Origin of the sequence: Paenibacillus rhizosphaerae (assembly GCF_014192015.1) — a bacterium.
Taxonomy (GTDB): Bacteria; Bacillota; Bacilli; order Paenibacillales; family Paenibacillaceae; genus Paenibacillus_AQ; species Paenibacillus_AQ rhizosphaerae.
In genome coordinates this window covers 779893-805732 of sequence record NZ_JACHXJ010000002.1, presented here as the reverse complement: position 1 = coordinate 805732, position 25840 = coordinate 779893, and the positions used below count along the sequence as shown (strand labels likewise).

Sequence of the window (25840 nt, the reverse complement as noted above, 5' to 3'; positions counted from 1 at the left end):
AAATTTTCAGAAATACATTCAATGTTAAACCGGTAATGCTGCGGTTCGGGAAAGGGCAAAGGCTCTTTGGCTTAGCGAAAAAAATCGGTTTCCTGCCTTCTCTTTCCCGTCTCCACAGTTCCGGCCTCTCAAGTCCGCTCTCTACTGCCGATGTGCAAGCAGCTTTCTTTCAATATAAACGACTAGCTGGTACATGGCCGTGGCGACGACCGCGATGATAATCAGGCTGGCAAGCACCAGTGTAAAGTTGAACACCTGGAACCCGTAAATGATCAAATAGCCGAGGCCAATTTTTGCAACAAGGAACTCGCCGACGATCACGCCGACCCAGGCCATCCCCACATTGACCTTCAGCGTGGAAATGATCGTCGGAAACGATGCCGGGAGAATGACCTGGTTGAATATCTGCCTCCGGGTGCCGCCAAACGTGCGGACGACCTTGACCAGATTCGGATCCACTTCCTTAAATGCGTTATAAACGACCAGCGTTGTCACAATGACGGTAATCGACAGCGTCGTAATGGTGATGGCCATAAAGCCTGCGCCGAACATCACGATGAAGATCGGTCCAAGCGCCACCTTCGGCATGCTGTTGAACACGACCATATACGGATCCAGCACTTTTGAAAGGAACGGCGACCACCAGATCAGGACAGCCAGCAGCGTCCCCACGATCGTTCCGAGCAAAAATCCGACGACCGTCTCGCCCACCGTCACACCCAAATGTCCCCACAGCTCGCCGCTAACCGCGTCCTTCCAAATCTGCGCGAACACCTTGCTCGGATAGCTGAACAGCAGCACGTCGATCCATTTCAAACGTCCGGCGACTTCCCACAAAGCGAAGAACAGCACCAGAATGGCCATCTGGACGGACAGAACCTGCGCCCGCAGCTTGCGCTGGCGGCGCAAATGAGCTTGATGCAGAGCATCGAGGCTGGAACTCCGGTCCCTCCGGATCACTTCATCCGATCTTAGCACGCTGTTCATACGCGCCGCCTCCCTTCATCCATTTGTCAGTCTTCCTCCGTCTCCATCTCGCGCCAGATTTCGTGAAACAATTCATTGAAACCTTCCTCCTTTCTGGCATAGAAAGGCTGTGTTTCCCGGATGTGCCCGGGTACTTCAAAGGTACGGCGGATTCGGCCGGGATTTTTACCCAGCAGAATGACCCGGTCGCTGACGGCCACGGCCTCGGATAAGTCATGCGTGACCAGAATCGCCGTTTTGTTCTTCTCCCGCAGCGTCCCGGCAATTAAGTCTTCAAGCTGCAGCTTGGTCTGGTAGTCCAGCGCTGAGAAGGGCTCGTCGAGCAGAAGCAGGCCGGGATCGGTCGACAGCGTCCGCACCAGCGCAACCCGCTGTCTCATCCCACCCGACAGCTGCTGCGGGTATAAGCCTCCCGTTCCTTCCAGTCCCATTTCGTCAAGCAGCTGCGTCAAATGATCCATCGATTCCCGCTGCAGGCGCCCCGTCACCTCAAGTCCGATCGCCGCGTTCTGGAGGATCGTGCGCCAAGGGAACAGATAGTCCTGCTGCAGCATATACCCGACATCAGGAGAAGGCCCCCCTACCTTCCGACCATAGACGAGCACCTCGCCGTTCGTCGGATGCAAGAGCCCGGCGATCATGGACAGAATCGTCGTTTTTCCGCATCCGCTCGGCCCAACCAGGCTGATAAACTCTCCGGGATATACCGTCAGATTCAGTCCTTCGACAGCGAGCGAAGCTTCTCTGTCATTGACATATACATGCGTCAAATTTTTAAGTTCGACTACCGGCTCCATGCGCACGATCTCCTCTCCGTAACTATTACTTAACAGACGATTTGGCCTTTTCGGCAAAACTGTTGTCTACGATGGCGGAGGCAGGCACCTTCTCCTTCAGTTCGCCCGCCTGATCCATAACGTCCAGCAGGTTGTTCCACTCCGTCTCATCCACGACGGGATCCGTCGCGTACGTTCCCTGATCCTTATACCGTTTGACCGCCGATACGACGATATCCTTGTCGGTGTCCTTAAAATAAGGAAGAATGACGTCGGCGATCTCCTCGGGAGTATGCTGCTGCACCCAATTTTGCGCTTTCTGGAGCGCGTTCGTAAATTTTTGGACGGTTTCCGCGTTTTTCTTGATATAGCTCTGCTTGCTCATAAACACCGTATAGGGCAGATGTCCGCTTTCCACCCCGAATGAAGCAACGACATGCCCTTTCCCTTCTTTTTCAAAAATCGAGGCCTGCGGCTCAAACAGCTGCACGTATTCTCCCGTTCCGGACAAAAACGCCGAAGCGATATTGGCAAAATCGATATTTTGGATCAGGTTCAGATCCTGATGCGGATCGATGCCATGCTTTCTCAGCGTAAACTCGCCGGCCATCTGCGGCATGCCGCCCTTGCGCTGTCCGAGGAAGGTTTTTCCTTTCAGCTGGTTCCAGTCCATCTCTCCCTCACCCTGCCTCGAGACAAGGAACGTGCCGTCCGTCTGCGTCACCTGACCGAAGTTGATCACCGGATCGTCCGAACCCTGCTGATATACGTATATCGACGTCTCGGATCCGACCAGGGCCACATCGATGGCACCCGAGAGCAGCGCGGTCATCGTCTTATCTCCGCCGGGAATCGTCTGCAGTTCCACATCCAGTCCTTCTTCCTTAAAAAAGCCTTTCCCAAGCGCCACATACTCCGGTGCGTAAAATACCGAGCGCGTCACTTCACCAATTTTGACCTTCACGTCGCCTTTGCTTCCGGAGCAACCGGACAGCACGGCTGCGCAAAAGAGAACCGCCGCGAGCACCAGGGCGAATCCACGTTTTCCCTTTCTCATTGTCATTGTCCTCCATCCTTCTTCGCGTTCCAGCCATACGCCATCTTATGCATGCGCCCAGCAAAGGGTTAAACATGGCCACGGACGAACAAAAAAATACCCCCGCCATTTCCTCAAGTAGCCTCGGGGCTCCTTTACGGAAGTGACAGGGGTGCTTCAACGCTCGCGTTTATAGGATTGGAGTTTCGTTAAATGCTCCTGCGGTGCATTACAATTGATAAATTTCCTTATATTTGGTTTCCAGGTAATCGGCCAAATAGTCCGGGTTCAGCTCTTCGCCGGTCACCTGCAGAATGATCTCGGACGGCTTGCGGCTCTTGCCGTAGCGGTAAATCTTCTCCGTGAGCCATTCGCGGATCGGTGCCAGATTGCCTTCCTTGATATGCTGATCCAGCTCGGGCATTTCCTTGCGCAGCGTGTTCATGATTTGCGCAGCATACATGTTGCCGAGAGAGTAGGAGGCGAAGTAACCGAAATCCCCGCCGGACCAGTGCACATCCTGAAGGACGCCCAGGCTGTCGCTTGGCGGCGTAATGCCGAGATACTGCTCGTACTTCTCGTTCCATACCTTAGGCAGGTCCTTGACCTCAAGCCCTTCATTAAACAGCATCTTCTCGATTTCATAGCGGATAATGATATGCAGGTTATATGTCAGCTCGTCGGATTCGATCCGGATGAGGGAATTTTCTACGCGGTTGACGGCCCGGTAAAAATCATCCAGCTGCACGTCTTTCAGCTGCTGCGGGAAATGCTGCTGCAGGTCGGCATAGTAGCGTTCCCAAAAAGCGTGGCTGCGTCCGATCATGTTTTCCCACAGGCGGGACTGCGATTCGTGAATGCCCATCGATGTTCCCTGGGCGAGGGGCGTTCCGGCCAGCTCCTTGCTCACGTTTTGCTCGTACAGAGCGTGGCCGCCTTCATGAAGGGAGCTGAACAGCGCGCTGGTTACGTCGTCCTGCAAATAATGGGTCGTAATCCGCACATCTCCCGGGTTCAAGCCGGTCGCAAACGGGTGAACGCTCTCATCGAGGCGCCCTGCCTCGAAATCGTACCCCATTTCGCCCAGAATGAAGCGGCTCATCTTTGCCTGCTGCTCCTGCTCGAACAGCTGGTCCAGGAAAGTGGTATCCGGTTTGTTCGGAGATGCCGCAATCGCCTCCACCAGCGGCACCAGCCGGTCACGAAGCTTGCTGAACACCTGGTCCAGCTTCTCAACCGTCATATCCGGCTCATAACGGTCCAGCAGCGTATCATATGGCGTTCCCTTGACGCCCCAATAACCGATGAAATCCTTCAGTATGCCCACCAGCTTCGTCAGGTTCGGCTCAAGCATGGCAAAATCGCTCTTCGCCTTCGCTTCCTCCCAAATCGTCTGGGAGTGGGACGACAGCACCATAAATTCCTGAAACTTTTCCGCCGGGATACTCTTGTTCTCGTCATATTCTTTTTTACACTCGTCAACGATCCTTCTGGAAATATCGTCCAGTTCCTCGTATGTATCAGGACGGGTCAACGCCTCCAGATACGAGCCCATTTCATCCGAAATTCGGAGTTTGAAGTCTTCCGCCGACAGCATGCCGATCACTTCGGAACGCTGCTCCGCTCCTTTACGAGGTGCACCTGTCCGCAAATCCCAATGCATCAAGCCGATGGCTTCGTCATAGCTTCTGATTTTGCGGACCAGTCCGAGAAATGAGTCCAATGTCGCTTTTGCTTCCTTTTCCATAATTAGGTTCACCTCACGCCGAATTTTTTCTTCCTTCTTGATGATACTTTTACTGGAAAGTATAATCAATATTTAATAGACGCTATTATCCTTTTTACATAGGGAAGGAGCCTGAAACCCGCCGTGGATATCCAAGTTACCGAAACCGCCAAAGAGCATATCGAGTCGCTAGCCGGAACGGAGCCGGCCATGATCCGGCTTGCCTACGATTCCGAAGGCTGTGGCTGCGGCGTTAACGGGCTGCCGGCACTCTGGATCGTTTCCGCCAAAGAAGCCGATGATGTGGAAATACAGACTAATCATCTGCATTTTATTATTCACCGCCTGCAGGCGGTTTTTTTCGAAGAGCATTTATACCTTGACTCCGAAAAAAATTATCCATCGTTCCGGCTTACCGGGGACGGCCAGCTGTACGGTCAAAATATCAGGCTAGTGGATAAGCGTTGACGCCTTACATCATGCATCATTACCCAACTATGGAAGGAGCAATTCATTATGACAACCGTTTCGCAAATTTTGGAGTTCAATCAGCAGTTTGTAGAAAGTAAAGAGTACGAAAAATATATTACCGGCAAGTTTCCCGAGAAAAAGCTCGTCATCGTTACCTGCATGGATACACGCCTCGTAGAGCTGCTGCCTAAAGCAATGAACGTCCGCAACGGCGACGTGAAGCTTATCAAAAACGCCGGAGCGATCATCTCGCATCCGTTCGGCAGCGTCATGCGGAGCGTCCTCGTCGCCCTGTATGAACTGAAAGCTGACGAAGTCATCGTCGTCGGGCATCTGGACTGCGGCATGGCGGCGCTCAATGCAGACGTCATGATCGAGCATATGAAGGAGCGCGGCATCACCGATGAGGTGCTGTCGACGCTGGAGAACTCCGGCATTAATCTGAATGAGTGGCTGCGCGGATTCGATAACGTTCAAGAAGGCGTAAAAGGAACCGTCGGCCTGATCAAGAATCACCCGCTTCTCCCGCCGGGCTGCAGCGTTCACGGCATGGTCATCGATCCGAAAACGGGCCACCTCGAGCTGGTTGTCGACGGATATGATAAATAGAATACGCTTGGATTGCAAAACACGGATGATCTTCATCCGTGTTTTTCTATTTTGTGAACAGAAGCAGAGCCCCAGCGCCGAACCCGCTGTTTAAAATTCGATTTACCTGTGTTAGCCGAATCTCATCTTCTTTGTTCGTGCCTTAACGCTTTTTCAGTCATGAGCTCAGGTTGAAAACCATACAGTTTAAGTGTACACTTTGGTTGATAAGATCATCTCACGTATAGGAGATATGCTAATGAATACTCTTTCCTATGGACTACTAGCTTTCCTTGCACGGGAACCCGGATCAGGATATGACGTGATGCTCAAGATTCAGCCGTTCTGGCAAGCCAAGCACAGCCAAATCTATCCGCTGCTGGCGCAAATGGAAGAGAATGAGCTGCTGAGCTCCCATTGGGTGAAACAATGCGACAAACCGGATAAAAAGGTATATTCCATAACGGACAGCGGCATCCGCAAGCTCAAGGAATGGATGTACAAACCGCTTCCCGATCCGGTGACCCGCGACGAATTATCGATGAAAACCTTCTGCATGTGGATGACCGACAGGGACAACGCCATCGACATCGTGGAATCACGCAAATCATACTTCGCCCGACGGCTCGAATCGTTCCAATCGATGCAGGGCAAAGTGACGGAGGATCATAAGAAATTCGGTACCCGGGCATTTTACGATCACCTGCTGATCCAGAAAGGCATCTTTAATGCCGCGGCCGGTTTGGAATGGTGCAACTGGGTTCTGGGCATATTGAAAGAATGCGATTATTCAGAGCCTCCGACATTCGTCCAACCGTAAATTTTATGCAGCTGACATTATTCATCTTTTATCGGCAAAAATTAATTTAATTAATTTTGAAACCTTAAGATATTTGGTACGTAATGTATTATCAGATAGACATGCTTTGACCATTCTCAGGGAGGTATATTTCAAACCATGAAAAAATTTTTACAGAAGTGGATGCTGATTGCATTGGCGTTTACGTTTTTCTTCGCCGTTACCGTACCGGATAACGCGGACGCCAGACGTGCAGGCGGTGGTTTTAAATCCGGCACAAGATCCTACACGAACACGCCGAGCAAGTCGACGCCGAACAGCAACGTTAACAAGTCGACCAACAACACCTCGGGCACGGCCGGCACGACGGCAAAACGCGGCTTTTTCAGCGGCGGCAGCTTCATGAAGGGACTTATGATCGGCGGATTGGCCGGACTTTTGTTCGGCGGCATGTTCAGCAACATGGGATTCCTGGGTGATTTCTTCGGATTGATCATCAACCTGCTGGCCATTTACGTTATCTTCTCGCTCATCCGGGCCGGGTACCGAGCGTTCCGCAACCGGAAACGACCGAATCCAAATGACGGACGGTATTAATCATGTTGATTCTCACCATGGATGAAATCGTGAACGCGATTTGTCTTCATACCGCCGAGCGTAAGCAGATCCGTCCGACGGATGTGCAGGTGGAGCTCAGCTGGGAAGAGGAAACCGGATATAGCGCAGAGGTTTGGGCGCAGGGACGGAGCCAATACTTGGTCGAGTCCAACATGATTGAAGCTATCCTCCGCTACCTCTACAGCGAATATAACATCCGGGCCTACCGTGAGCAGGTGACGCTGGATTTGGATGAAGAGATCACGGCGCACGTTGACGTTGAAGTCGAACAGGCGTATTAATTATACCGAAGGCTGGGTGTCCGTTTTGGATGCCCGGCCTTCTTTTTGATGTCACGATTCTATTCGCAGCTGCCTTGACACCAGTTCCAACTGCTGCTTATAATCCCACTAATTAGGGGCTGCTGTGTTCGGTACAGTTCGCTCACTGGGAGGGATAACGGGTGTCAGATGAAACCAAAAATAGGATTCAAGCGGAACATTCATCAGATCAAGGGCCGTTATGGGAAACGATAAGCAGGCGGCTGTCTGGTTCGGAGCTGAGCACGCTGCTGCTGCAAGTATTCAGGGAACAGACCAAGGCGGCGAATGCTTCCGATTTGTTGAAAAGGTACCGTGACAACCGGTTTGTCAAACCGGCCGAAGTGTCCGCGCTCGATTTAAAACGGCTGGAGCTGGACGTGCTCGAAATCGCCGATGCGCATGCTTTTGAGCCCATTCAGCTCTCTCCTGCCGCGCCGCTCGGGTCGTGCTCGGTCGTCGCCACCGTCGACCAGAACAAGGTCATATCCGCCTTAAGGGGAACCGAGCTTGTGGCGGATGCTACCAACATGCTCGCCCTGCATATCAGCGACGGGTTAAAGAGCGGTGAGCTGAATAACCGGAGCCGCCACATCCGGCTCAGTACGACACATCGTCACGTGCGTGCCCAGCAGTTTCATGCCCCCGGGATGGTCCCCCACTTTCATGTCTTTTGCATGGTTTCTTCCGGCATGGATCAAGGATCATACAGCTTTGAAATCCCTTCCTTTTGGGAGCATATCCGGGTATATCGGGACATTTTCGACCGGTTGTTCCACAGTCCCATTAGCGTTGAAATCCAGGTCCGTCAAGGTTATGCGGATCCCGAAGGACTGGTGCGCCGGGTAGCCGAGGCCGGCAAAGCGGAATCGGTCGACGTAACCGTTTCCCACCATGCCGCCAAACCAAATAACGCTTATTACCAAGGCCTCCAATTCACGTTAGTGACCGAAATTCAAGGAATCGCGTATGCCATCGGCGACGGTGGATTCGTCGACTGGACGCAGCAGCTGATCGGGAATAAAAAGCAGCGGATGCTGATCAGCGCGATCGGACTGGAGCGGCTCGCGCCTCACTATCGGCGGTGAGCGGTCTCTCCCACTACCCATATGTCAAATAAACAAATGAAAAAAGGATGCACATTCCTGGAATGTGCATCCTTTTTCTTCATTGGTTCAAATCAGCCTGCTTCTCATTGCTTCGAAATTAGCGGTTCAGACGATACCCGCCGTGGAACACCGGTCCCACGTATTCGTTGAACTGGTATCCGCTACGGATAGCCTCCGACACAAAATCTTTGGCTTTGGCTACCGCCTCTGCGACAGATAGTCCATTCGCCAGACCTCCCGTGATCGCCGCGGCGAAGGTGCAGCCCGCACCGTGGTTGTATGCCGGTTCAATCTTGTCCGTTTCCAAAACGGTAAAGTCCTTGCCATCGTAGAAGACGTCGATGGCACGGTCGCCACCGAGCGCCTTGCCGCCTTTGACAACGACGTTTTGGGCCCCGAGGCCGTGGATTTTGCGGGCCGCTTCCTTCATCTCCTCGATGCTGGTCAGCTTGCCCAGACCGGACAACACGCCAGCTTCAAACAGATTGGGCGTAACCACCGTGGCAAGTGGAAGAAGCAGGTCGCGAATCGCCTCCGCGCTTTCTGGATTCAGCACTTCGTCTTCGCCTTTGCAGACCATGACCGGGTCAATGACCACGTTTTTCTGCTGATTGCTCTTGATCGCCTGCTCCGCTACACGGACGATATCCACGCTGCCGAGCATGCCCGTCTTCATGGCGTCCACTGGTCCACCGGCAAAAACCGTCTTCAACTGCTCCGCAACCAATGTGGGATCCACCGGATATACGTTATGGTGCCAGCCGTTGTCCGGGTCCATGGTCACGATCGTGGTCAGCGCGCTGAAACCGTAGGTGCCGTACTCTTCGAAAGTTTTCAAATCCGCCTGAATGCCTGCGCCCCCGCTGGAGTCGCTGCCGGCAATGGTTAACGTCTTCATAATCTTCGGCATGTGAATTTCCCCTTTGTTCTGCGTGAATGCTTATTTTCTGAAACTGAGTTGATTATACCAGAAAATTGTCGAATGCGTTATGCCAGCGACCTCCATTTTATGATGTGCCCAAAGCATTCGAATGGCATACCCAACAACTGGCTGCATGCAGCCAAAGGATGGATGATCCTCCTTCTTCCCGCTAAAAGGTGATAGAAATACCGATGTCTTGTGAGGTTCATGTCTAGCACGTTTCCTATCTTCGCTGCATTGAATATAGCGACCTACTAGAAAAGAGGTGAGACGCTATGTCCCGTCGTGCGAAGGCTGTCCGTCAGCCGGACCTTGTACTGATCAGCTGGTCCAGAAACCCGCTGGTTCCCGGTTCTGCACGCAGAATCGTCGCTGCTCGTGTCATCGGCAGCGCCGCTCCCTGCAGACCTGACTTAAGACCTAATGCACTGCTCAGCACTGCGTTGGCTTGCTTACAGGATCATGATGTAGGATTTAAAGTGGTATTCCGTAAAAAGACTTCCGATATCAGCGGGTACCTTCTGCTGCAGCGCCATTAATCTTTAATAAAAGAGGAGGAAGCCAAACGGCTCCCTCCTCTTTTCAGCTAACATATGAGTATTATATACACCCAAGATCAATTTCAATAATCGTATGATGATTTTATTCCCAGCAATTCCTTCTCTAAGCTCTGATGGGTCGATGATCGTTCTGACGGCGATTGACGGTCAAATAACAGCTGTTCAATAAACTCCCATACATCCTCCAGCTTCCGTCTGATTTGGTAGAACAATAACGACTTGCCATTCAGCGTAAAATCGGGATGAAACTGCCGATAAATGTGCATAAATTGTTTGAAGTAGGGCTGGTCTACCACAAACATCAGGTCAGCTTCCACAGGAGCCAGCTTTAGGCCCTCCCAGTCAATCAGCATCAGTTGAGGGCGGCCTTGAGGCTGCATGAAATTCCAAGGATGGATATCCGTATGGCACAGCGCGAGCGGAAGGCTGCTCTGTTTTAGCATGGCTGATAATTCATCGGCTTTGAAGATCATCCGGTTTAACGCTTTATTGTATGGCCCCAGCAGATCCTTCATATCGCCTGGAAGATCGGTTCCCCTAGCCGTCAGGATATCCTTCAGGCTTAATGCAAACGGCAGCTCGAAATTTTCCACGATATTTCCGGATTGAACAGGGATCTCTTTACCGCAGCCATGCAGTTCGGCCACGATTGCCGAGAGCTGGCAAATTTGTTCCGGTGTTAGCGGTTTGTCCCCAATGGTCTCACCATCAATATAGTCATAGAGGAGATAGATGCCATAATCATCCTCACACCGATAATAGCCCTGGGTTGTCATGATCGGAACAGGCATTTTCCCTTGCAGCCCTGTAGATCGCTCAAGCCAACTCGTGACGGGTACATATTGATCGATCCGGGCGGTCCATTTGGGCGTGGATGCCCTGTCTTTTTCATATACCTTCAGGAAGTATGAGCGGCGGCTTTCCGTATCCGTCACCTTATAGGCGAGCGCGGCCCATCCGCCCTTCTGCGGGAAAACTTCTACCTGCTCCAAGCCGTAATACATGCTCAGGACGGTTGTGAATTTGTACATTCGATTCATCTCACCCGGTGTGTCAGTCTTGATCTGACCGTATGATCAATCACTAATATTGCTCGTGTAATACTCTATAATGACCTTCCGGCGGATGATGCCGATAAAGATCTGGTTTTCATCCACAACGGGAACAAAGTTTTGGTCGGCGGCCAATTCCAGCATATCTTCCAGATGCGCTTTGATTGAAACGCATTCATTTTTAATCCGACGCTTAATTTCATGGACCTGGACGGTATCCAAATTTTGAAAGCTCAGCCCGGGGGTACTCTTCATTTTCCATAATAGATCCCCTTCGGCCAGCGTGCCTGCGTACTTTCCCTCGTCATCGATGACGGGGATCGCCGAATACTGGCTTTGCTCCAGCTTGTCCATAGCCTCCTGCATCGTGGAAGAAGAATGGATGTAAGCCACCTTGTCTTTGGGGAACAGAAAATCGGATATTTCCATCGAACAAAAGCTCCCTTCTCATTCAATTTACGCCGCTAGTAGTGCGTCTGTAGTGGACAGGAGCGATTTGCCGCTCGCTCAGTGCCTTTGTTCAAGTGTAGCATACTCGAAAAAAAGAAAAAACTTTCGAGTCATGCGAAAGACACATGGATCCGCTGTCCGTGGACATCTGGATGGGAAGTGAGCGCTCCAACTAAGCAGATGGAGTCCGCATCAGCAAAAAGCCCATTAGGCGTCAATATCGCCTTGGATGGGCAGTTTGTTCGATCATTTTTTTCGTACAATCATCACACTTCAACGGACTTCATTAGTTCTGACCAACGGCGGCGCCAAGCTTTATTAGCTTGTAAGCTCCGTCCGCAGTGCCGATGAGCAGCGTTTGCCCGTTCTGTAAAGGCTGTACGAATTCACCGGCATTGTAGCTGGCACGGTTAATCACTTTCGTCCAAGTCGTATTCCCGTCAGGAGCGATTCCCCATACCGATTGGCGGGATACCGTCCCGTGCCAATCCTCATTTACTTTACCCGTCGCGATAAATCCGCCGTCTGATGCAGGCTGGATATCGTTCACCATGCTGCGGTCAAACGCCGCATCAAGGATGTTTGTCCACTGGAGCTTGCCGCTGCGATCCACCGACAGCGCATAGCCTGTGGTCAAATACCGGATCGGATCGTTCGGGTTCGGATGGTTATAATAGCCGGCGGTTACGATACTGCCGTCATGTGCTTCCGCGAGCGACAAAACGTCAACGTTCTGGGAATCTTCAGCCACTGCGATCGATTGCTTCCACTTGACTTGACCCGAAGGGGCGAATTTGGCCAGCACTACCTGCCCTTTTCCCCCGTCCTGATACTCAATGCCGGATACGACAAACCCTCCATCCGACGTGTGCTGCAAGGAATGAATCCGGTCGAAGGCCACTCCTTCCAGATCCCCTTCATGCAAGGCCTTCCCTGTTTCGGAAAATAGGATCCAATGGAGTACATGGCTATTAGAAGTGCTGCCAGGTGTATTTATTGCAGCCGCATACTTTCCGTTTTTCAGTTGATCCACCGAAACGATGTAACTGTCCGCCTTCGCTAGGGTATAACCCCACTCTTTTTGTCCTTTTTCGTCCACCTTCAAAATCTGTGATCCACCTCCAGCGATATACCCCTGATCCTGGGTGTGATGGAACTCAGCGACATACTCTAGCTCCTGTTTGGGAAAGCTGATCTCCTTCTTGATTTGGCCATAAACGCCGATAGAGTGGACGACAACTTGATCCCCTTGAATTCCGGCATACGATATCCGGTTCGCCCCGTGTTCAAATATGTCACCAGCACTAACATCTAAGTCTGAATAAGAAAGCATTTCCGGAGGTTTCAGGGCGGACGGCTCCGCAAAAACACTGTTGCCGGCGAACATGCCCCATAGGCCAACAGCTGCTCCAAACAGCCATTTTCGGACATTCGACGGTTTATTGGACCGTTTTGTTATCGTCATCATCATATCATCAGCTCCTTGTCAGAATTGGGACCCGTTTCCATTATGGGAGGCGATCTTCCCTCCAACAAGCGGCAAAAGGGCTGGATCGCCCCCTGCCAAACCGACCAATAGGCAAGTACATTTAGACTAATTTGGGGTACCTGCTATGCCATCCCCGGAATTAAAAACGGCTTGCGCCAAGTGGATGACGTAAGCCGTAAATAAAGATATAAAAAAGGCCGAAATCGTTTCTCTGTGTTGTTTAATCCAGCGCTCCGTAGACGACGTTACGGATCCGGTTCGCAATATAAGGCTCGCGGCTCGGCAGCATTTGCTGCATATACACGAGGGTCAGCTCTTCCTGCGGGTCGATCATGACCCAGGAACCGGCCATACCAGCCCAGCCGTATTCCCCGATCGAGCTTCCGGTGCCGCCCGCCGCCGGATCGATCATTACCCGAACGCCAAGCCCGTAACCGTATCCGTTTAAATGTCCCCAGTTGTAATCGTTCTTCTGATGCGGGGTTAAATGATCCCTCGCCATCAATTGAACGGTTTTTGGACTCAGCAGCCGATAGCCGTCCAATTCCCCGCCACGGACGAGAGCCTGGGCGAAACGGGCATAATCGCCGATCGTTGACAACAGCCCGCCCCCACCGCTCTCGTACCTGCATTCCGGTTGATAAGGGGTTTCGAGCGAGTTGTTAGGCGTTAGCGTTCCGTCTTCCGCGAGATTGTACATCACGGCAAGACGATCACGCTTGTCTTCCCCGATCCGGAAAGAGGTACCCTTCATACCCAGTGGGTCGAATATTTCCCGCTTCAAGTATTGCTCGAACGTCTGTCCGGACAGCACTTCAATCAGCGCTCCGAGCACATCATGGCTCAAACCGTACTGCCAGCGCGTCCCGGGATCAAAGGCGAGAGGAACTTCCGCCAACGCGCGCGTAAAGGCACGCACGTCCATCGACGTCGACGCTTTTTGGTATATCGGGCCTGTTAACCGCTCCGTTTCCGATCCGCTGCCGCCATAGGTGAGACCGGACGTCATCGTAAAGAGATCCCTGATGCGGATCGGACCCGCCGCAGGGCTCGCCACGATGTTACCGCTCTCATCTTGACGAAATACCGACGGGTTCCTGAACTCGGGCAAATATTCGTCCAGCGGATCATCAAGCAGGTACAGTCCGCGTTCATACAGCTGGAGAGCTGCTGCGCAGGTGATGACTTTCGTCATGGAATACATGCGGTAAATGGTATCCGATTGAATAAGCTGCTTCGTTTCCACATTCGCATATCCGAATTTTTCATCATAGACCGTTTCACCGCTGCGCATCACCAAACAAGCGCATCCGGCCGGTCCTCCCTGTTCCATATACCTTTTGAACAGCGGTGTCAATCGTTCGAAACTGCTCATAACCATTCCCCTCTCAACAGTTGTCGCGCCCAAATCGGTCATCATGCCGCCTCCCCTGCTGGGTCAAGAACACCGGCTTGCGGGCGCCTATCTCGTTCATATATACTACTATTTCGCTGCCCGGTTCAACCACAGTTCCTCTGCTTAAGGGCTCTATTCTGTAGTAGGAGACTGATTGCGGTACTCACGGGGCGTAACTCCGTAATATTTGCGAAATTGGTCGGCAAAGTGGTTGTAGTTGCCGAAGCCTACCTCCATGGCGGCTTCAGCGGCCAGCCTTCCGGAATGCTTCATCAGCAGAGCCGCTTGGCGGATGCGCATTTGATTAACATGCTGCAAAATGGTGCGGCCCGTCTCTGCCTTAAACAAATGAGCAAGACGGGAAGGGGACAGCCCTACCTCCCGGGCCAGCAGATCAACCCTGATCTCCTCCTTCATCCGGCTGGAGAGGATGCCCAGCGTCTGTTCGATTCTGGGATCAAACCTTTTCCTCGCCCGCTGCGCAAGCAGGAGCAATACTTCACGAATCGCGTTCTCACACAAAGGCTTCCATAAAACGGATCTGTCGCGCGAATCCTGAAGGACGTTGCGAAACGACCGCTCGATCCGGTCTTTGATGCGATCTTCGGACAGCGTTTCAATCAGGAGATCATCTTCGGGCAGATAAGCGTTTTCCGGGAGTCCGGGATAATGGACCCATAAAAAATTCCACCACGAGCCGCGAACCGTCCCGTATTCGTGCGGCACGCCTGAACGGAGCAGGCTAAGCTGCCCGGAGCCGCAACCGGTCTTTCCGCTGGGAGTCAGGAAGTAACCCTCGCCGCTGAGCGTATAGACCAGCAGCCAGTCCCGCATCCCGTTTGGCCGGTGAAGCCTATAGGTGTCATCTTTATCAAAATGATCACCAAATATCGCTGAACCCGTTCCTTCAAGGACGTCTGGTTGATGGACAAACCCTGACACACTAACACCCTCCCCTCATTTCGGACAATAGCAGGATTCCGTGACTTAATAGCAGGTTTCCGTCTTCTCCTTAACATAGAGTTGCCGTATGCTATTGTCAATCAGTATCCATAACGAATCAGGGAGGGACACCCCATGCAGGTGAATCCGCAAGTTTTGACGGAAGAACAGCTGCGAATGTTTGAAACGGAAGGTTATTTGATCGTTAAGGAGCTTTTTCAGCCGGAAGAATTGAAAGACATTGACGCTACCTTCGAAGAGATCGGCAACACCATCGTACCCGGACACTTCGAGCCGATGCTCGATCAGGAATCGGCTGATCCGCTGAAGCGATACCCTCGCGTCATGCATCCCCACCGGTTCAATCCTACCGCAAAAAAGTATATGCTTCATAAGCCCGTGATGGATGTGCTTGCCGATCTGTACGGCGAGGAGGCATTGGCGGCACAAAGCATGTTTTATTACAAACCGCCGGGCTCACGCGGGCAAGCGCTCCATCAGGACAATTTCTACTTGCAGGTCGAACCGGGCAACTGTATTGCGGCCTGGACGGCAATCGACCCGGCGGATGAAGAAAACGGCGGAATGCTCATCGTTCCCAAAACGAGCGATTATGCGCTGGTATGTCCGGAGGAAGCAGATTCCAGTGAGTCGTTTACGACTCATCTGGTCAAGCCGCCCAAAGACAGAAAAGCCGTGCCGGCTATCATGGACCGGGGGGACGTTCTATTCTTCAACGGTAATCTGATCCACGGGTCTTACCGCAACAAGTCGCAGAATCGTTTCCGGCGTGCTTTTATTTGCCATTATGCCAACGCATCCGCTACCCAGATCAGTTCATTTTATCGGCCGTTGTTCCGCAGGGACGGAAGTGAGGTCGATCTCGATATCAACCCCGACGGCGGTCCTTGCGGCATCGAATTCGGCACCGCCTACCCGCATTAATGAATGAATCGATGAAATCCGTGAGAGGCAATCAAATATCCAGGATGAATTACGGTAATCACCTGCCGTTCTGGGCAGGCTGACAGGAGCAGGAAAATTCACAGCGGCTCCCCCAAACAAACGCTTGGGGGAGTCCGCCCCCCTTCTTTTCCGCGAAATCACGATACTTGGTTAAAATAGAGTGACCAGTAATCCTGTCCATTCACCGGATTCGCGTTATACCTCTTCTTTTTGCGGAAGCTGTTGACTCTTGTGCTTTGCATAAGTCTCCAGGAGCAGCTTCACCGGAACACCATCGATGGTCATGCCATCGAGCTGGCAGTCTCTGATGTTCACACCGCATAAATTACAGCCCTCAAACCGGGCCGTGCTGAGGTCGCTATCCCGAAATGTCACCGGTTCCACGTTGATCCAGCCATCGGTTCCAGGTTCCCCTTCCAAGCGGCTTTCGGCCGCATCGGGACGCCGGATATGCTCAAAAATCGTGCCTCCCATTTGGATTTCGTCTACATGAACGTTCGAGAAATAGACATGCTGCCAGTCGGCCCCTACAAAATTCACATGCGTAAGTTTGGCATTGCGCGAATCGATGCCATGCAGCCGTGCATCTTGAAAGCTCACCATCCGGATGCTTTCTCCCCGAAGATCCTGCAGGACATGGCCGCCTTTCTCATCCACGACGATTTTGTCCGTCAAACGCCGATCGGCGAGACGTTTGCGAACGGGAAAGTGCATCTCGAATACGGAATTCGCATCATCCGCGCCAAGGAAGCGTTCATCATGACGCTCAAATTCATAATCATCGACCGCATCATATTCCTTTTGCTGCGGGGACCAAAAACCATGGAAATAATCCCACACCTGACCGAACCCGGCGGCATTCCCGCGATAGGTTATGACCAAGCAGTCATCCCCCGGAACCGTTACCTCTATCATCCCATCGGGAACAACGGCCTGCGATTCCGCTTCGATCTCCACTCCGGCAATATACCGGAAGTTTTGCTGCGGGCCAAACGGCGGCTCATATTGATACAGTCCGATCGTGGCAGACGGCGCCTTCATTTCGGCGATCTCACCGATCCTTGGCATGAAGCCGGCCCAAAACTTCGGAATGGCGTACGCTGCCTTACTCTTTTTCTGGTCTATAAACGTCTCCATCCCGATCACTCGCCGGGGTTGACCCCGTCGTACCTCAACATGGATGACACCGGGGAATCGGTCCGATGCCACAAATGCTGCTTCGTCCTTGATCGGCGCATAAATATCATAATCAAAGTCGTCGATGTCATCGGCTGGAATCTCAAAGGGATTTACCGGTTGAAGCCGGTTCATTTCATAGCCAATTGAGCCATCCCGGACATCCCTCTTATACGGCCCTTGCTCAAACCATCCGAACAACGCGCCGTACGCTTCTTCCATATGTGTCCGATTCCCACGGACGGTTAGCTTGGCAAAGCGTTTCGCCGGAATGCTGATTTGCTCCAGTTCCGCAGGCAGTCCGTCGAAATGGTCTACCACCATGCCAACCCATAACGTGGTCACTTCCGTTGACCACTGCCACTCCGGAATAAATACGTACCCATGCTCACGATCCGCAACCGCAGGGTGATGCTCAAGCCATAGAGCCACTTTGGCCCAGGCATTCCGAACGAGGCGTCCGTCCCTCGGAATTTGCAGCACGGCCGCTTTCATCTCCGGCCTTTCCACGATTTCTACGTTCATGACCCCACCCCTGTATGATCTTGGCAAATCATGATGGTGTTGCCGTCCACGTCCCTGATATTGAAGAAGGATACCTGCGGAAGCCGCTGGATGCCGTATACGATGTCGAATCCGATCTCCTGCGCTTCCTTTGCAGCTTGATCGATGTCATATGTACTCAGTTTAAAAAGAACAGGACCCTTATCGGGAACCGGGGCATCTTCCATACCGTTGGAATCCAGTATCATCTCCGAACCATTGTCGAGACGAAATACATGAAGATGATCGTAACGGTCCTGTCCCCGAACCTCAAGACCCAGCAGCTTCGCATAACGCTCCACCGCGCGGTTAAGGTCCCTCACCCATACAAAAACGGATCGGATATGAGGGTCGATGCTGCAGTGGGCACGGCTGCCGTCCACGCCGCCGAACGCCAGGTGATATCCGTCCGGATCCTCGACCACAAACTCCTTCCACGGGCCGCCATCCGCGTAAATCGTCGGCTCCATGGCGATGACCGCCCCTTTGGACCGGAACTCCTCGTACAGGCTGTCCAGCGCGGCCCAAGTGTCGACATAAGCCGAGACATCGATTCCGAGTTCGGAGCCGGGTTCCGGCGGATTGGGGAAAATCCGGCCCGGATCCGGTGATTGATGGAGCTTTAGCGCAAGCCCGGACAATCCGTCCCGCTGGGCCCACCAATCCGTCACGTCAAAGCCGAGAACGTCACGGTAATAGGCTCTGGATCTGGCCACATCCGATACGGATAGTACGGTTAGCGAACTGCTGATTTGTTTAGGCATGTCCTCATTGTCCTCCCTCGTTCATTTGCGCAATGACGATCCGGTTCCCATCCGGGTCCAGAAGCGCAAATTCGCTCAGGTCAGGGAAGATTTGCGGTTCACCGGCCAGCTCAAAGCCGTATGACCGCACAAATTGGAGTGCCCCGTCAAAATCCTCCGTTTCGAAAAAAAACAGCTCCGAAAACGACTCCCCGTTCAGATGACGGTTTTGGTCAAGCAGAAGCGCGGCCCCGGATGCCGTCGGAACGGAATAAATCCTCTGCTCGGCAGCCGCTTCATCATATTCCGCACCAAGCAGGCCCGAATACCACTTGGCAGCCGCCGGCATATGCTTCACGTCAACAAATACGCCGCCGATTCTCGGGGAAATCGGACTTCGGCTTAATCCTGCCAAAGACGGGTCTTCCTCACGGTTCTGGGTCCAGCACGCCATCTGTACGTTCCCTTCCGGGTCACGGAAGTTGAAGTATGCCATCGGCCCGTGTCTTTCCGGTTCAAAGAGGGGGGTGCCTTGTTCCCGAATCAAAAGATATGCCTCATCAATGTCCATAGCCGGGAACATCATGCGCGGCATCATGTCTTGATTCCAATCCGGATTTTGCCTGTTCACCGAATTGGAATCAAGGATCAGATGCGTTCCTTGAAAATCAAACCAGTACACTGGTCCGCCGTTCAACCGGTCTTCCCTGATCGGGAGACCCAGCAGGCGGCTGTACCACTCAGCGGACTCCCGGAGATTCGTGACATGCACAAACACGCTCGCAATCCGGTTCTCGAGCGGGTTCGCGGTTTTACGGATCATTTCTTCATATTGAGACAACTTGAATCAGCTCCCTTTCCGAAATACGAATGATGAAACCTTCCGGAGAACAAATGTGAAACCTGTTCACTCCATCCTGTTCCCGGCATGACTCGGCTGGGACACCTAATTGGGACAGCTGCCGGTAAGCTTCGTGAATGCTGGACGTTTGCAGCGAATAATATGCCTGGCCGTTCAGCCTCTGCAACGCTTGACGATGCGTCTCTTCGTCCATAACAATCATGGTGACAATCGTTTCTCCCTTGCCGATCTTGAGATCGGCCCCCTGCCCCCAGTGGTTTACCAGCTCAAAACCAAGCGTATTTGTGTACCACCGGATCGAGGATTCCAAATCCCTGACGGGAAGAAATACGGCAAGAATCCGGTGAAACATCGGGGAAACCGGTCCGGGAGCCGGCGTGTAGAAAAGCGAATTGCATTTTTCATGGCAGATCCCCGTCACATTGCCGTATGGATCGGTCATCTCGCAAACGTTCATGTAAGGCGTCTGCATCCGTCATATACCTCACCTCGCTTCCTGGTCCCAACGAGGCATCCGATCTGCCTTTTGGGGATTGTTAATAAAAAACATCACGCAAACAAATGTTCCTATCAAGGATATTCTACCTCAGTTTTGCTTTTTCCTCTTTTTCTCAAAAAAATATCCCGCTCTTGGCCAACTCCCTGTAACGCTGCTCCCATGGTTTGGAAAATTTTCGACTAATGCGAAATGAAATCGGTCAAGATAATGGTTGGTATTGAAATATGGATGGAGGTTCAACAAACATGCTTGACTCAAAAACGATCGAGATCATTCAATCGACAGCGCCGGTTCTTAAGCAGCACAGTGAGCAAATCGGAAAACAGTTCTACGAATTGTTGTTTGCCAAAGCTCCGGACCTTTACAACCTCTTCAACCAAACCAACCAGAAGCGCGGGCTGCAGCAGGAGGCATTGGGTTATGCGGTATACGCCGCAGGTGAACATATTACGAATTTGGATGCCATCATGCCGGTCATTACCAGGGTCACTCAAAAGCACCGGGCGATCGGCGTAAAACCGGAGCAGTACCCGTTGGTGGGAGAGACGCTTCTCGAGGCGGTCAGGGAGGTGCTCGGGAGTGCAGCGACAGATGAAATTATCGAGGCATGGGGGAAAGCATACGAATATATTGCTGATGCCTTTATTCAAATCGAACAGGACCTTTATAAAGAATCAAAGGAACAGACCGGAGGGTGGGAAGGTTTTCGCAGCTTTACGGTTAACCGGAAAGTAGCCGAAAGCGACGATATTACCTCTTTCTACCTCGAGCCTTCGGACAAACAGGCCCTTGCCGGCTTTGAACCCGGTCAATATCTAACGATCAAAGCGCAGGTTCCGGGCGAAAAGTATACGCACATTCGTCATTACAGCCTTTCGGACACCCCCGGCGAAAGCTATTACCGGATCAGCGTGAAGCGCGAGCGCTCAAACGAGGGAAAACCGGCCGGCATCGTATCGAATGATCTGCATGACCGTATTCAAGAAGGGGATTCCCTCCTCTTTTCTGCGCCGGCAGGTGACTTTACCCTGGACCATACCGATGACCACCTGGTCCTCATCGGAGGAGGAATCGGAGTTACTCCCCTGATGAGCATGATCAATACCGTTGCCGATCAATTTCCAGGCCGCGCAGTAACCTTTGTGCAGGCAGCCGCAAACGGAAACAACCATCCCTTCAGGGAGCATCTTGCCGAGCTGGCCAACAGCCGTCCGAATGTCCGCTGTTTCACGGCGTATTCCTCTCCAACCGAGCAAGACCTAGGTTCAGGAAACTTTTCACACAAGGGCTATGTCGATGCGCAGTGGCTGCGCTCCATTCTTCCGTCCGTGCCGGCAGTGTATTATTTCTGCGGATCCGTCTCTTTTATGAAAGCGATCAATCAAGCATTGAAAGAGCTGGAAATCCCCAAGGAGCGCATTCATTATGAAGCCTTCAGTCCGATCGCCATACTGGATGAAGAATAGCAGGTTTGGGGGCAAACGGCTCCAAAACAAAGAAGAGCGCGGCACAGTTGCCGGGCTCTTCTTTGTATGAAAGATGCTGCAGCCTTGATTCATGACTCCAAAAAATCCAGGTAACGGGATTCAGTCCTGTTCGTCCTTCTCCTGAACGACCGGCATCATCATGCCGTCATCCATCCCCATCATCGTCACGCTGGTGGACTCGGGAATCTCTTCATGCTGCGTAATATCAACCGGCGTGTCGAATAGCGGTTCGGCATAAGCCAGATGCGTCCGTCCGCGCGCCAAGATTTGGCGGTAATTCCCGCTGTCGCCCTCGTAGCCGTCATGGTCCCACGGAACGAACGAACGGGCATTGCAGTAGTGGCACACATACGAGCGGCGGTAACGGTCCTTCGTCCGGTTCGGATAGGAGCGGTGAAACAGGTGTGAATGGAAGAACAGTACGTCCCCAGGCTTCAACGGAACCGGAATCGGGTCCGGATAATGGGACACCACCTTGGACAGCGTGTTGACTTCGTCATCCAGGTGACTGACATGCTCGACGGAATGAAGATCGGAAAACGCCCCCCTGGCGTGAACGTTTCCTCCATTGTCTCCCGGCGGCGGATAAATCGGCTCATGGTTGGAGCCGGGAACCACCCACAGGCAGCCGTTCTCTTCATCGGCGTCCTCAAGCGCGATCCATGCTCCGATCAGCGTGTCGGGATGGGTTTTGATGTAGTATGCGTCCTGATGCCATCCCTGCCCCCCTTTTCCCGGAGGATTAAAAAAGATCATGGACTGCAGGGCATACACATCCGGGCCCGTAAGTGCCTCAAGCACATCGAGGATCCGGGGATGAAGCATCAGCTGCTCCCCTTCCGGATAGAGGCGGGAGATCATATGAACCCGCGTTTTCTCGGCGAACTCCGCTTTCAGCGGGTCCGTATCCTCCTCGGATGCCTGCCCCCGCTTTCCTTCATTCTCGATCCGCAGCCGTTCTGCCCACGCGGCGTACTGTTCGATTTCCTTCGGATCCAGCAGCCCCCGGACAATGACGAATCCATCCCTTTGATACTGCTTATACTCTTCCACCGTTACATAATAACGGTCCTCTCTTAATTTGGCTTTTGGCACATAGGTCTGCCCCATTGTTGATCCCCTCCACACACATTGATTACCTTAAGTGTGAAGGATTCCGTAAGCGTTCTCAATGGAGAGGAACCGGAAAACGGTGGACGGATTTGATATCCGCTTTACCGGGAATCCCCGTGATCCAATACGACAAAATGCCGGTTCAAAGGATACGCGGCCTCCTCCTCTTCGATCACAGCCAAATGACGGAACAAAGGATCTGCAAACCGGTCGCGAAACTCCAGGGCTGTCATCCCCCGGGTTCGCTTGAACATGCGGGAGAAGTAATGCTCATCGGTAAACCCGACATCGTAAGCGATCTGCTTGATGGTCCGCTCCGCCTGAATAAGGAGCTGTTCGGCTCTCCGGAGGCGGCGTTCCAGCAGCGCCTTCTGGGGCGGAATGCCCATCCAGCGGACGAACATACGGGTGAAATGCTCATGGGTCCAGCCCGAGCTGGCCGCGATTTCTTCAATGGTCACCTGGCGGTGAAGCTGCTGCTCCATATAATCGACGGCCCGCATGATGGGAGCGGGCAGCGAAGCGGACGACTTCGCCTCGTCTTCCTCGATCGCCTGCCATTCCTCAAGGACGCCCATCAGTAAAACGGACGCCCTTTGTTGCCAGCCGGCTGGCTTGTTATGCGCGATCTTCAGCATCTGCTTAAGCATTGAGGGAATCAGGCTCCCTCCCGCAATGACCGACCAGTCGCGGAAATTTTTCCGGTCATGGTCCGGACTGCAGAAAGCTTCCCGGAACGCCGCAAATTCGAAGTGAACGAATAAATGCCTTGTGGGAAGGCTTGGATCAAACCGGTACCGGTGAGGTTCTCCGGGGCAGGTGAACACGACTCCGGGACGATCCAGCGCAAACGGACCCCGTTCGATGTCGTAAACGGTTCGGGTCCCTGCCGGAAAATACACCAATTCGAAATCGTCGATCGTACGCATCCCGAGAACGGATCCCGGCTTCACGGCGATGTCCCCCATGGCATGGATGGCGGGTAATGTAAGCAACGATGCACAACCTCCCTAGTCTCTGGCCCTCTCGCTGCCGGATCGGAACCGCTCGTTTTAATAGCATGATACACCATTAAACCGCTCCCTGCAGCCAAAAAAAAGAGCGATGTCCGCATGCCCTGCAGCCTCTCTCTTTGGAACGAACCCTGGACGGATTCCACACGCCTTTCCAGGCAGGGATTCCCGCCCTGCCTGCCCCAGCTCATATTATTACTCTTTGAACCGCTTCCGGCTGCCGATGAGCGGAAACTCACCGATCCGCAGCCGCGCGCTTCCGTAAGGGATCAGCTCTAGCTCCGCCACAGGCTGACCGTTACAGTCGGGATGAATGGGCGGTGTGCCAGCATTGTTGCCTTCCATCTTCCAATCTTTGACCAGCTGCCCCGATGCTTTGATCCGAACGGGGGCTCCCTCCGCGGAGAATGGCTGGCTTGGAATATCCGCCTCGGTTATCTCAAAGCCGGTATCGGCCATCAAACCGTATTTCCAAGCCGATCCCGGGTACAGTTCCCAATCGTGGAACATTTCACGCTCCCTCACCATCTGCCATTGCTCCCGGATCGGCAGCACATAGACAAGCGGCCCCCTCTCTACGCTGACCGCATAAAGATTGCGCGACGTCGTGATGACGGTCATCGGCAGCTTCAGTTCGATCCCGTCTCCACTCGCCCACTCCCGGGTGATTTTGGCATAACCGTTCTCGGTCTGAACGTTCACCGGGGTACCATTGATCTTGATGACAGGCTGTGTACACCAGGACGGGATCCGCAAGGAAACACTAAAGGTTTCCGGGCGCTCCAAAGTCACCGAGATGCGGACTTGGTCCCGGAAGGGATATCCCCCGCTGACGGCCAGCTTGGCCAAGGAACCGTTACCAACCGGCGTCTCGACGGTACAAGGCGCATAGGAGACGGCCGCAAGCCCGCCATCAAGGTCCTTCATCCACAAATGCGAGGTCAGCTTGGGCCATCCTTGATGCATATTCGCGGTGCAGCATCCGAAGTGCGGCTCCAGGCCGAAAAGGTTTGCGTCTGGCCCGTTCACCCAGCTGCGGGGAGCGACGTTGCACAAAATCTGGTTCACCTGCTGATCGTACTGATGGGAAGTCCAATCCGGAGAGATTGCCGCAGGCAGCGCATTAAACGCTACTTTTTCAAGAATATCGCCGAACCTGCCGTCGCCGAATATCCGCGTCAGCTGCTCCATTGAAAACATGTATTCCACCACGGCGCACAGCTCGACGCCCTGGCTCGGATGCGTACCGGAGAGCCATTCGTCACCCGAGAACATGCCGTGTGCCTGACCGTGGTACGTCATCAACGAATTAATTCCGCGGTGCACGGCCTCCCTCAGGTCGGCGTCTCCGGTCAGCTCATACATTACGCCCGGCGTCTTGATTCCCATCGCGACATTCACCACATGCGTCGTCCAGTCCCACTCTTCCACCTTGCGCCAGAACGGGAAATCATAAAAAATATCGGACCAGTCCGTCGTCTGCTTGGCCACGATCTCCGCCACTTCCAACAGCAAAGGATCCCGTGTTCTTTTATACAGCCAAATCAGACAGAGCAGCATTTCAGCTCCCCGGGTTTTCGCCCAGCCGCGCAGCGGATTCTCTTCAATGGTACGGCGTACATAACCGAAAAATTTGGTCAGAAAGGGAACGATCCGCTCATCTTTCGTCGCTTCCTCATGCTGCATCATGACCTTCAGCATAATCATGTAATGCCACCAGTCATGCTCTTTGTCGACCTCATGGTTGACGGTTTCGATCCGTTTCGGCCCGAAGTGGCCATCGTCCTGCTGACTGGATAGCGACCATTCAACCCACCGGTTGGCCTTGGCGATCAACCTTTCATCATCCAGCAAATAGGCCAGCGGAAGGAGTCCGTCCAAGTAGTACGGTCCGCGCTCCCAGCTTTCTCCCTTGCCTCCGACCCACCCGTTTTCGGGTCCGACATCTGCCCAATGTTCATCCAAATGTCCGGTAAGACCTTTTGCTTGAATCATCAATTGATCCTTAAGCCAACCTGAAGGTTTAATCGCGCCGAGCGGCAGTTGTTCAAAAGCGGTTTTAACGAATTTCATAGCTCACCACTCCCTTTTCGTCATCGGTTTACAACGGCTAACGCTATGAAATATATCATGTCCCCCACGATTTACCGATACCTGATGACAACATGTTTTTGTCCGATCACAACCTCATCCTCGTGGCAAAAGATATGGCTTCGCC

Annotated in this window: 26 protein-coding genes; 9 read left to right on the top strand and 17 right to left on the bottom strand. The window is 52.9% G+C overall.

Annotated features, from left to right (window positions below; translation table 11 throughout):
* Positions 1 to 141: 141 nt before the first annotated feature.
* From FHS19_RS12335 to FHS19_RS12320, 4 genes are all read right to left on the bottom strand, one after another.
* Positions 142 to 987: an ABC transporter permease gene (locus FHS19_RS12335; RefSeq protein ID WP_183582108.1), complete on the bottom strand. Its 846-nt coding sequence runs from the start codon at positions 985 to 987 to the stop codon at positions 142 to 144.
* A gap of 26 nt (positions 988 to 1013) precedes the next feature.
* The gene (locus FHS19_RS12330; RefSeq protein ID WP_183582107.1) at positions 1014 to 1784 is read right to left on the bottom strand and encodes an ABC transporter ATP-binding protein; all 771 of its coding nucleotides are present in this window, start codon (positions 1782 to 1784) and stop codon (positions 1014 to 1016) included.
* Between the two features lie 25 nt (positions 1785 to 1809).
* A complete protein-coding gene (locus FHS19_RS12325) occupies positions 1810 to 2820 on the bottom strand; it encodes an ABC transporter substrate-binding protein (protein WP_183582106.1) in 1011 nt (336 codons plus the stop codon).
* Between the two features lie 208 nt (positions 2821 to 3028).
* On the bottom strand, positions 3029 to 4546 hold the full coding sequence (locus tag FHS19_RS12320) for a carboxypeptidase M32 (protein WP_183582105.1): 1518 nt from the start codon (positions 4544 to 4546) through the stop codon (positions 3029 to 3031).
* Positions 4547 to 4669: 123 nt separating this feature from the next.
* Here FHS19_RS12320 and FHS19_RS12315 point away from each other — a divergent pair, with 123 nt between their 5' ends.
* The 6 genes from FHS19_RS12315 (at position 4670) to FHS19_RS12290 (ending at position 8388) form a co-directional block, all read left to right on the top strand.
* Positions 4670 to 4993: an iron-sulfur cluster biosynthesis family protein gene (locus FHS19_RS12315; protein ID WP_183582104.1), complete on the top strand. Its 324-nt coding sequence runs from the start codon at positions 4670 to 4672 to the stop codon at positions 4991 to 4993.
* Between the two features lie 48 nt (positions 4994 to 5041).
* Positions 5042 to 5605, top strand: coding sequence for a beta-class carbonic anhydrase (locus FHS19_RS12310; RefSeq protein WP_163876217.1), 564 nt, complete (start codon positions 5042 to 5044; stop codon positions 5603 to 5605).
* A 238-nt stretch (positions 5606 to 5843) separates the two neighbouring features.
* On the top strand, positions 5844 to 6404 hold the full coding sequence (locus FHS19_RS12305) for a PadR family transcriptional regulator (protein ID WP_183582103.1): 561 nt from the start codon (positions 5844 to 5846) through the stop codon (positions 6402 to 6404).
* 138 nt (positions 6405 to 6542) lie between these two features.
* A complete protein-coding gene (locus FHS19_RS12300; RefSeq protein WP_183582102.1) occupies positions 6543 to 6980 on the top strand; it encodes a hypothetical protein in 438 nt (145 codons plus the stop codon).
* 5 nt (positions 6981 to 6985) lie between these two features.
* Complete coding sequence (locus tag FHS19_RS12295) at positions 6986 to 7282, top strand: YxcD family protein (protein WP_183582931.1); 297 nt, start codon at positions 6986 to 6988, stop codon at positions 7280 to 7282.
* A 161-nt stretch (positions 7283 to 7443) separates the two neighbouring features.
* Positions 7444 to 8388: a hypothetical protein gene (locus tag FHS19_RS12290; RefSeq protein WP_183582101.1), complete on the top strand. Its 945-nt coding sequence runs from the start codon at positions 7444 to 7446 to the stop codon at positions 8386 to 8388.
* A 118-nt stretch (positions 8389 to 8506) separates the two neighbouring features.
* Here FHS19_RS12290 and pdxK read toward each other — a convergent pair whose 3' ends face one another.
* Positions 8507 to 9319 (bottom strand): pyridoxine/pyridoxal/pyridoxamine kinase, encoded by an 813-nt coding sequence (gene pdxK, locus FHS19_RS12285; RefSeq protein ID WP_183582100.1) that lies wholly within the window; start codon positions 9317 to 9319, stop codon positions 8507 to 8509.
* Between the two features lie 287 nt (positions 9320 to 9606).
* Between pdxK and FHS19_RS12280 the strand changes: the two genes are divergently transcribed.
* Positions 9607 to 9870 (top strand): hypothetical protein, encoded by a 264-nt coding sequence (locus FHS19_RS12280; protein ID WP_183582099.1) that lies wholly within the window; start codon positions 9607 to 9609, stop codon positions 9868 to 9870.
* Between the two features lie 83 nt (positions 9871 to 9953).
* On the opposite strand, the gene FHS19_RS12275 is transcribed toward FHS19_RS12280, so the two are convergent.
* The 5 genes from FHS19_RS12275 to FHS19_RS35480 form a co-directional block, all read right to left on the bottom strand.
* Positions 9954 to 10922: an aminoglycoside phosphotransferase family protein gene (locus FHS19_RS12275; RefSeq protein ID WP_183582098.1), complete on the bottom strand. Its 969-nt coding sequence runs from the start codon at positions 10920 to 10922 to the stop codon at positions 9954 to 9956.
* A 45-nt stretch (positions 10923 to 10967) separates the two neighbouring features.
* Positions 10968 to 11372 carry a CBS domain-containing protein gene (locus FHS19_RS12270; protein WP_183582097.1) on the bottom strand — a complete coding sequence of 135 codons (405 nt, stop codon included), beginning with the start codon at positions 11370 to 11372 and terminating at the stop codon, positions 10968 to 10970.
* A gap of 307 nt (positions 11373 to 11679) precedes the next feature.
* Positions 11680 to 12864: a hypothetical protein gene (locus FHS19_RS12265; protein WP_183582096.1), complete on the bottom strand. Its 1185-nt coding sequence runs from the start codon at positions 12862 to 12864 to the stop codon at positions 11680 to 11682.
* A 238-nt stretch (positions 12865 to 13102) separates the two neighbouring features.
* Complete coding sequence (locus FHS19_RS12260; RefSeq protein ID WP_183582095.1) at positions 13103 to 14257, bottom strand: serine hydrolase domain-containing protein; 1155 nt, start codon at positions 14255 to 14257, stop codon at positions 13103 to 13105.
* Between the two features lie 153 nt (positions 14258 to 14410).
* Positions 14411 to 15220, bottom strand: coding sequence for a helix-turn-helix domain-containing protein (locus FHS19_RS35480; protein WP_312887206.1), 810 nt, complete (start codon positions 15218 to 15220; stop codon positions 14411 to 14413).
* A 135-nt stretch (positions 15221 to 15355) separates the two neighbouring features.
* Here FHS19_RS35480 and FHS19_RS12250 point away from each other — a divergent pair, with 135 nt between their 5' ends.
* Entirely contained in the window at positions 15356 to 16165 is an 810-nt protein-coding gene (locus tag FHS19_RS12250; protein WP_183582094.1) for a phytanoyl-CoA dioxygenase family protein, read from the top strand.
* 216 nt (positions 16166 to 16381) lie between these two features.
* Here the strand turns inward: FHS19_RS12250 and FHS19_RS12245 are convergent, their stop codons facing one another.
* From FHS19_RS12245 to FHS19_RS12230, 4 genes are read right to left on the bottom strand one after another with little or no spacing between them, the layout of a single operon-like run.
* Positions 16382 to 17887 (bottom strand): effector binding domain-containing protein, encoded by a 1506-nt coding sequence (locus tag FHS19_RS12245; protein WP_183582093.1) that lies wholly within the window; start codon positions 17885 to 17887, stop codon positions 16382 to 16384.
* Positions 17884 to 18669: a VOC family protein gene (locus FHS19_RS12240; protein WP_183582092.1), complete on the bottom strand. Its 786-nt coding sequence runs from the start codon at positions 18667 to 18669 to the stop codon at positions 17884 to 17886. Before FHS19_RS12240 ends, FHS19_RS12245 begins: the two co-directional genes overlap by 4 nt.
* A 4-nt stretch (positions 18670 to 18673) precedes the next feature.
* A complete protein-coding gene (locus FHS19_RS12235) occupies positions 18674 to 19489 on the bottom strand; it encodes a VOC family protein (protein WP_183582091.1) in 816 nt (271 codons plus the stop codon).
* Positions 19476 to 19982 carry a VOC family protein gene (locus FHS19_RS12230; protein WP_183582090.1) on the bottom strand — a complete coding sequence of 169 codons (507 nt, stop codon included), beginning with the start codon at positions 19980 to 19982 and terminating at the stop codon, positions 19476 to 19478. The genes FHS19_RS12235 and FHS19_RS12230 overlap by 14 nt, the downstream gene beginning before the upstream one ends.
* Before the next feature lie 272 nt (positions 19983 to 20254).
* On the opposite strand from FHS19_RS12230, the gene hmpA reads away from it, so the two are divergent.
* Positions 20255 to 21475, top strand: a complete 1221-nt coding sequence (gene hmpA / locus FHS19_RS12225; RefSeq protein ID WP_183582089.1) for an NO-inducible flavohemoprotein — start codon at positions 20255 to 20257, stop codon at positions 21473 to 21475.
* A gap of 120 nt (positions 21476 to 21595) precedes the next feature.
* Here hmpA and FHS19_RS12220 read toward each other — a convergent pair whose 3' ends face one another.
* The 3 genes from FHS19_RS12220 to FHS19_RS12210 form a co-directional block, all read right to left on the bottom strand.
* Positions 21596 to 22606 (bottom strand): phytanoyl-CoA dioxygenase family protein, encoded by a 1011-nt coding sequence (locus tag FHS19_RS12220; RefSeq protein WP_183582088.1) that lies wholly within the window; start codon positions 22604 to 22606, stop codon positions 21596 to 21598.
* 104 nt (positions 22607 to 22710) lie between these two features.
* Entirely contained in the window at positions 22711 to 23604 is an 894-nt protein-coding gene (locus FHS19_RS12215; protein ID WP_246426550.1) for an AraC family transcriptional regulator, read from the bottom strand.
* 213 nt (positions 23605 to 23817) lie between these two features.
* Complete coding sequence (locus FHS19_RS12210) at positions 23818 to 25695, bottom strand: beta-L-arabinofuranosidase domain-containing protein (RefSeq protein ID WP_183582087.1); 1878 nt, start codon at positions 25693 to 25695, stop codon at positions 23818 to 23820.
* Positions 25696 to 25840 lie beyond the last annotated feature (145 nt).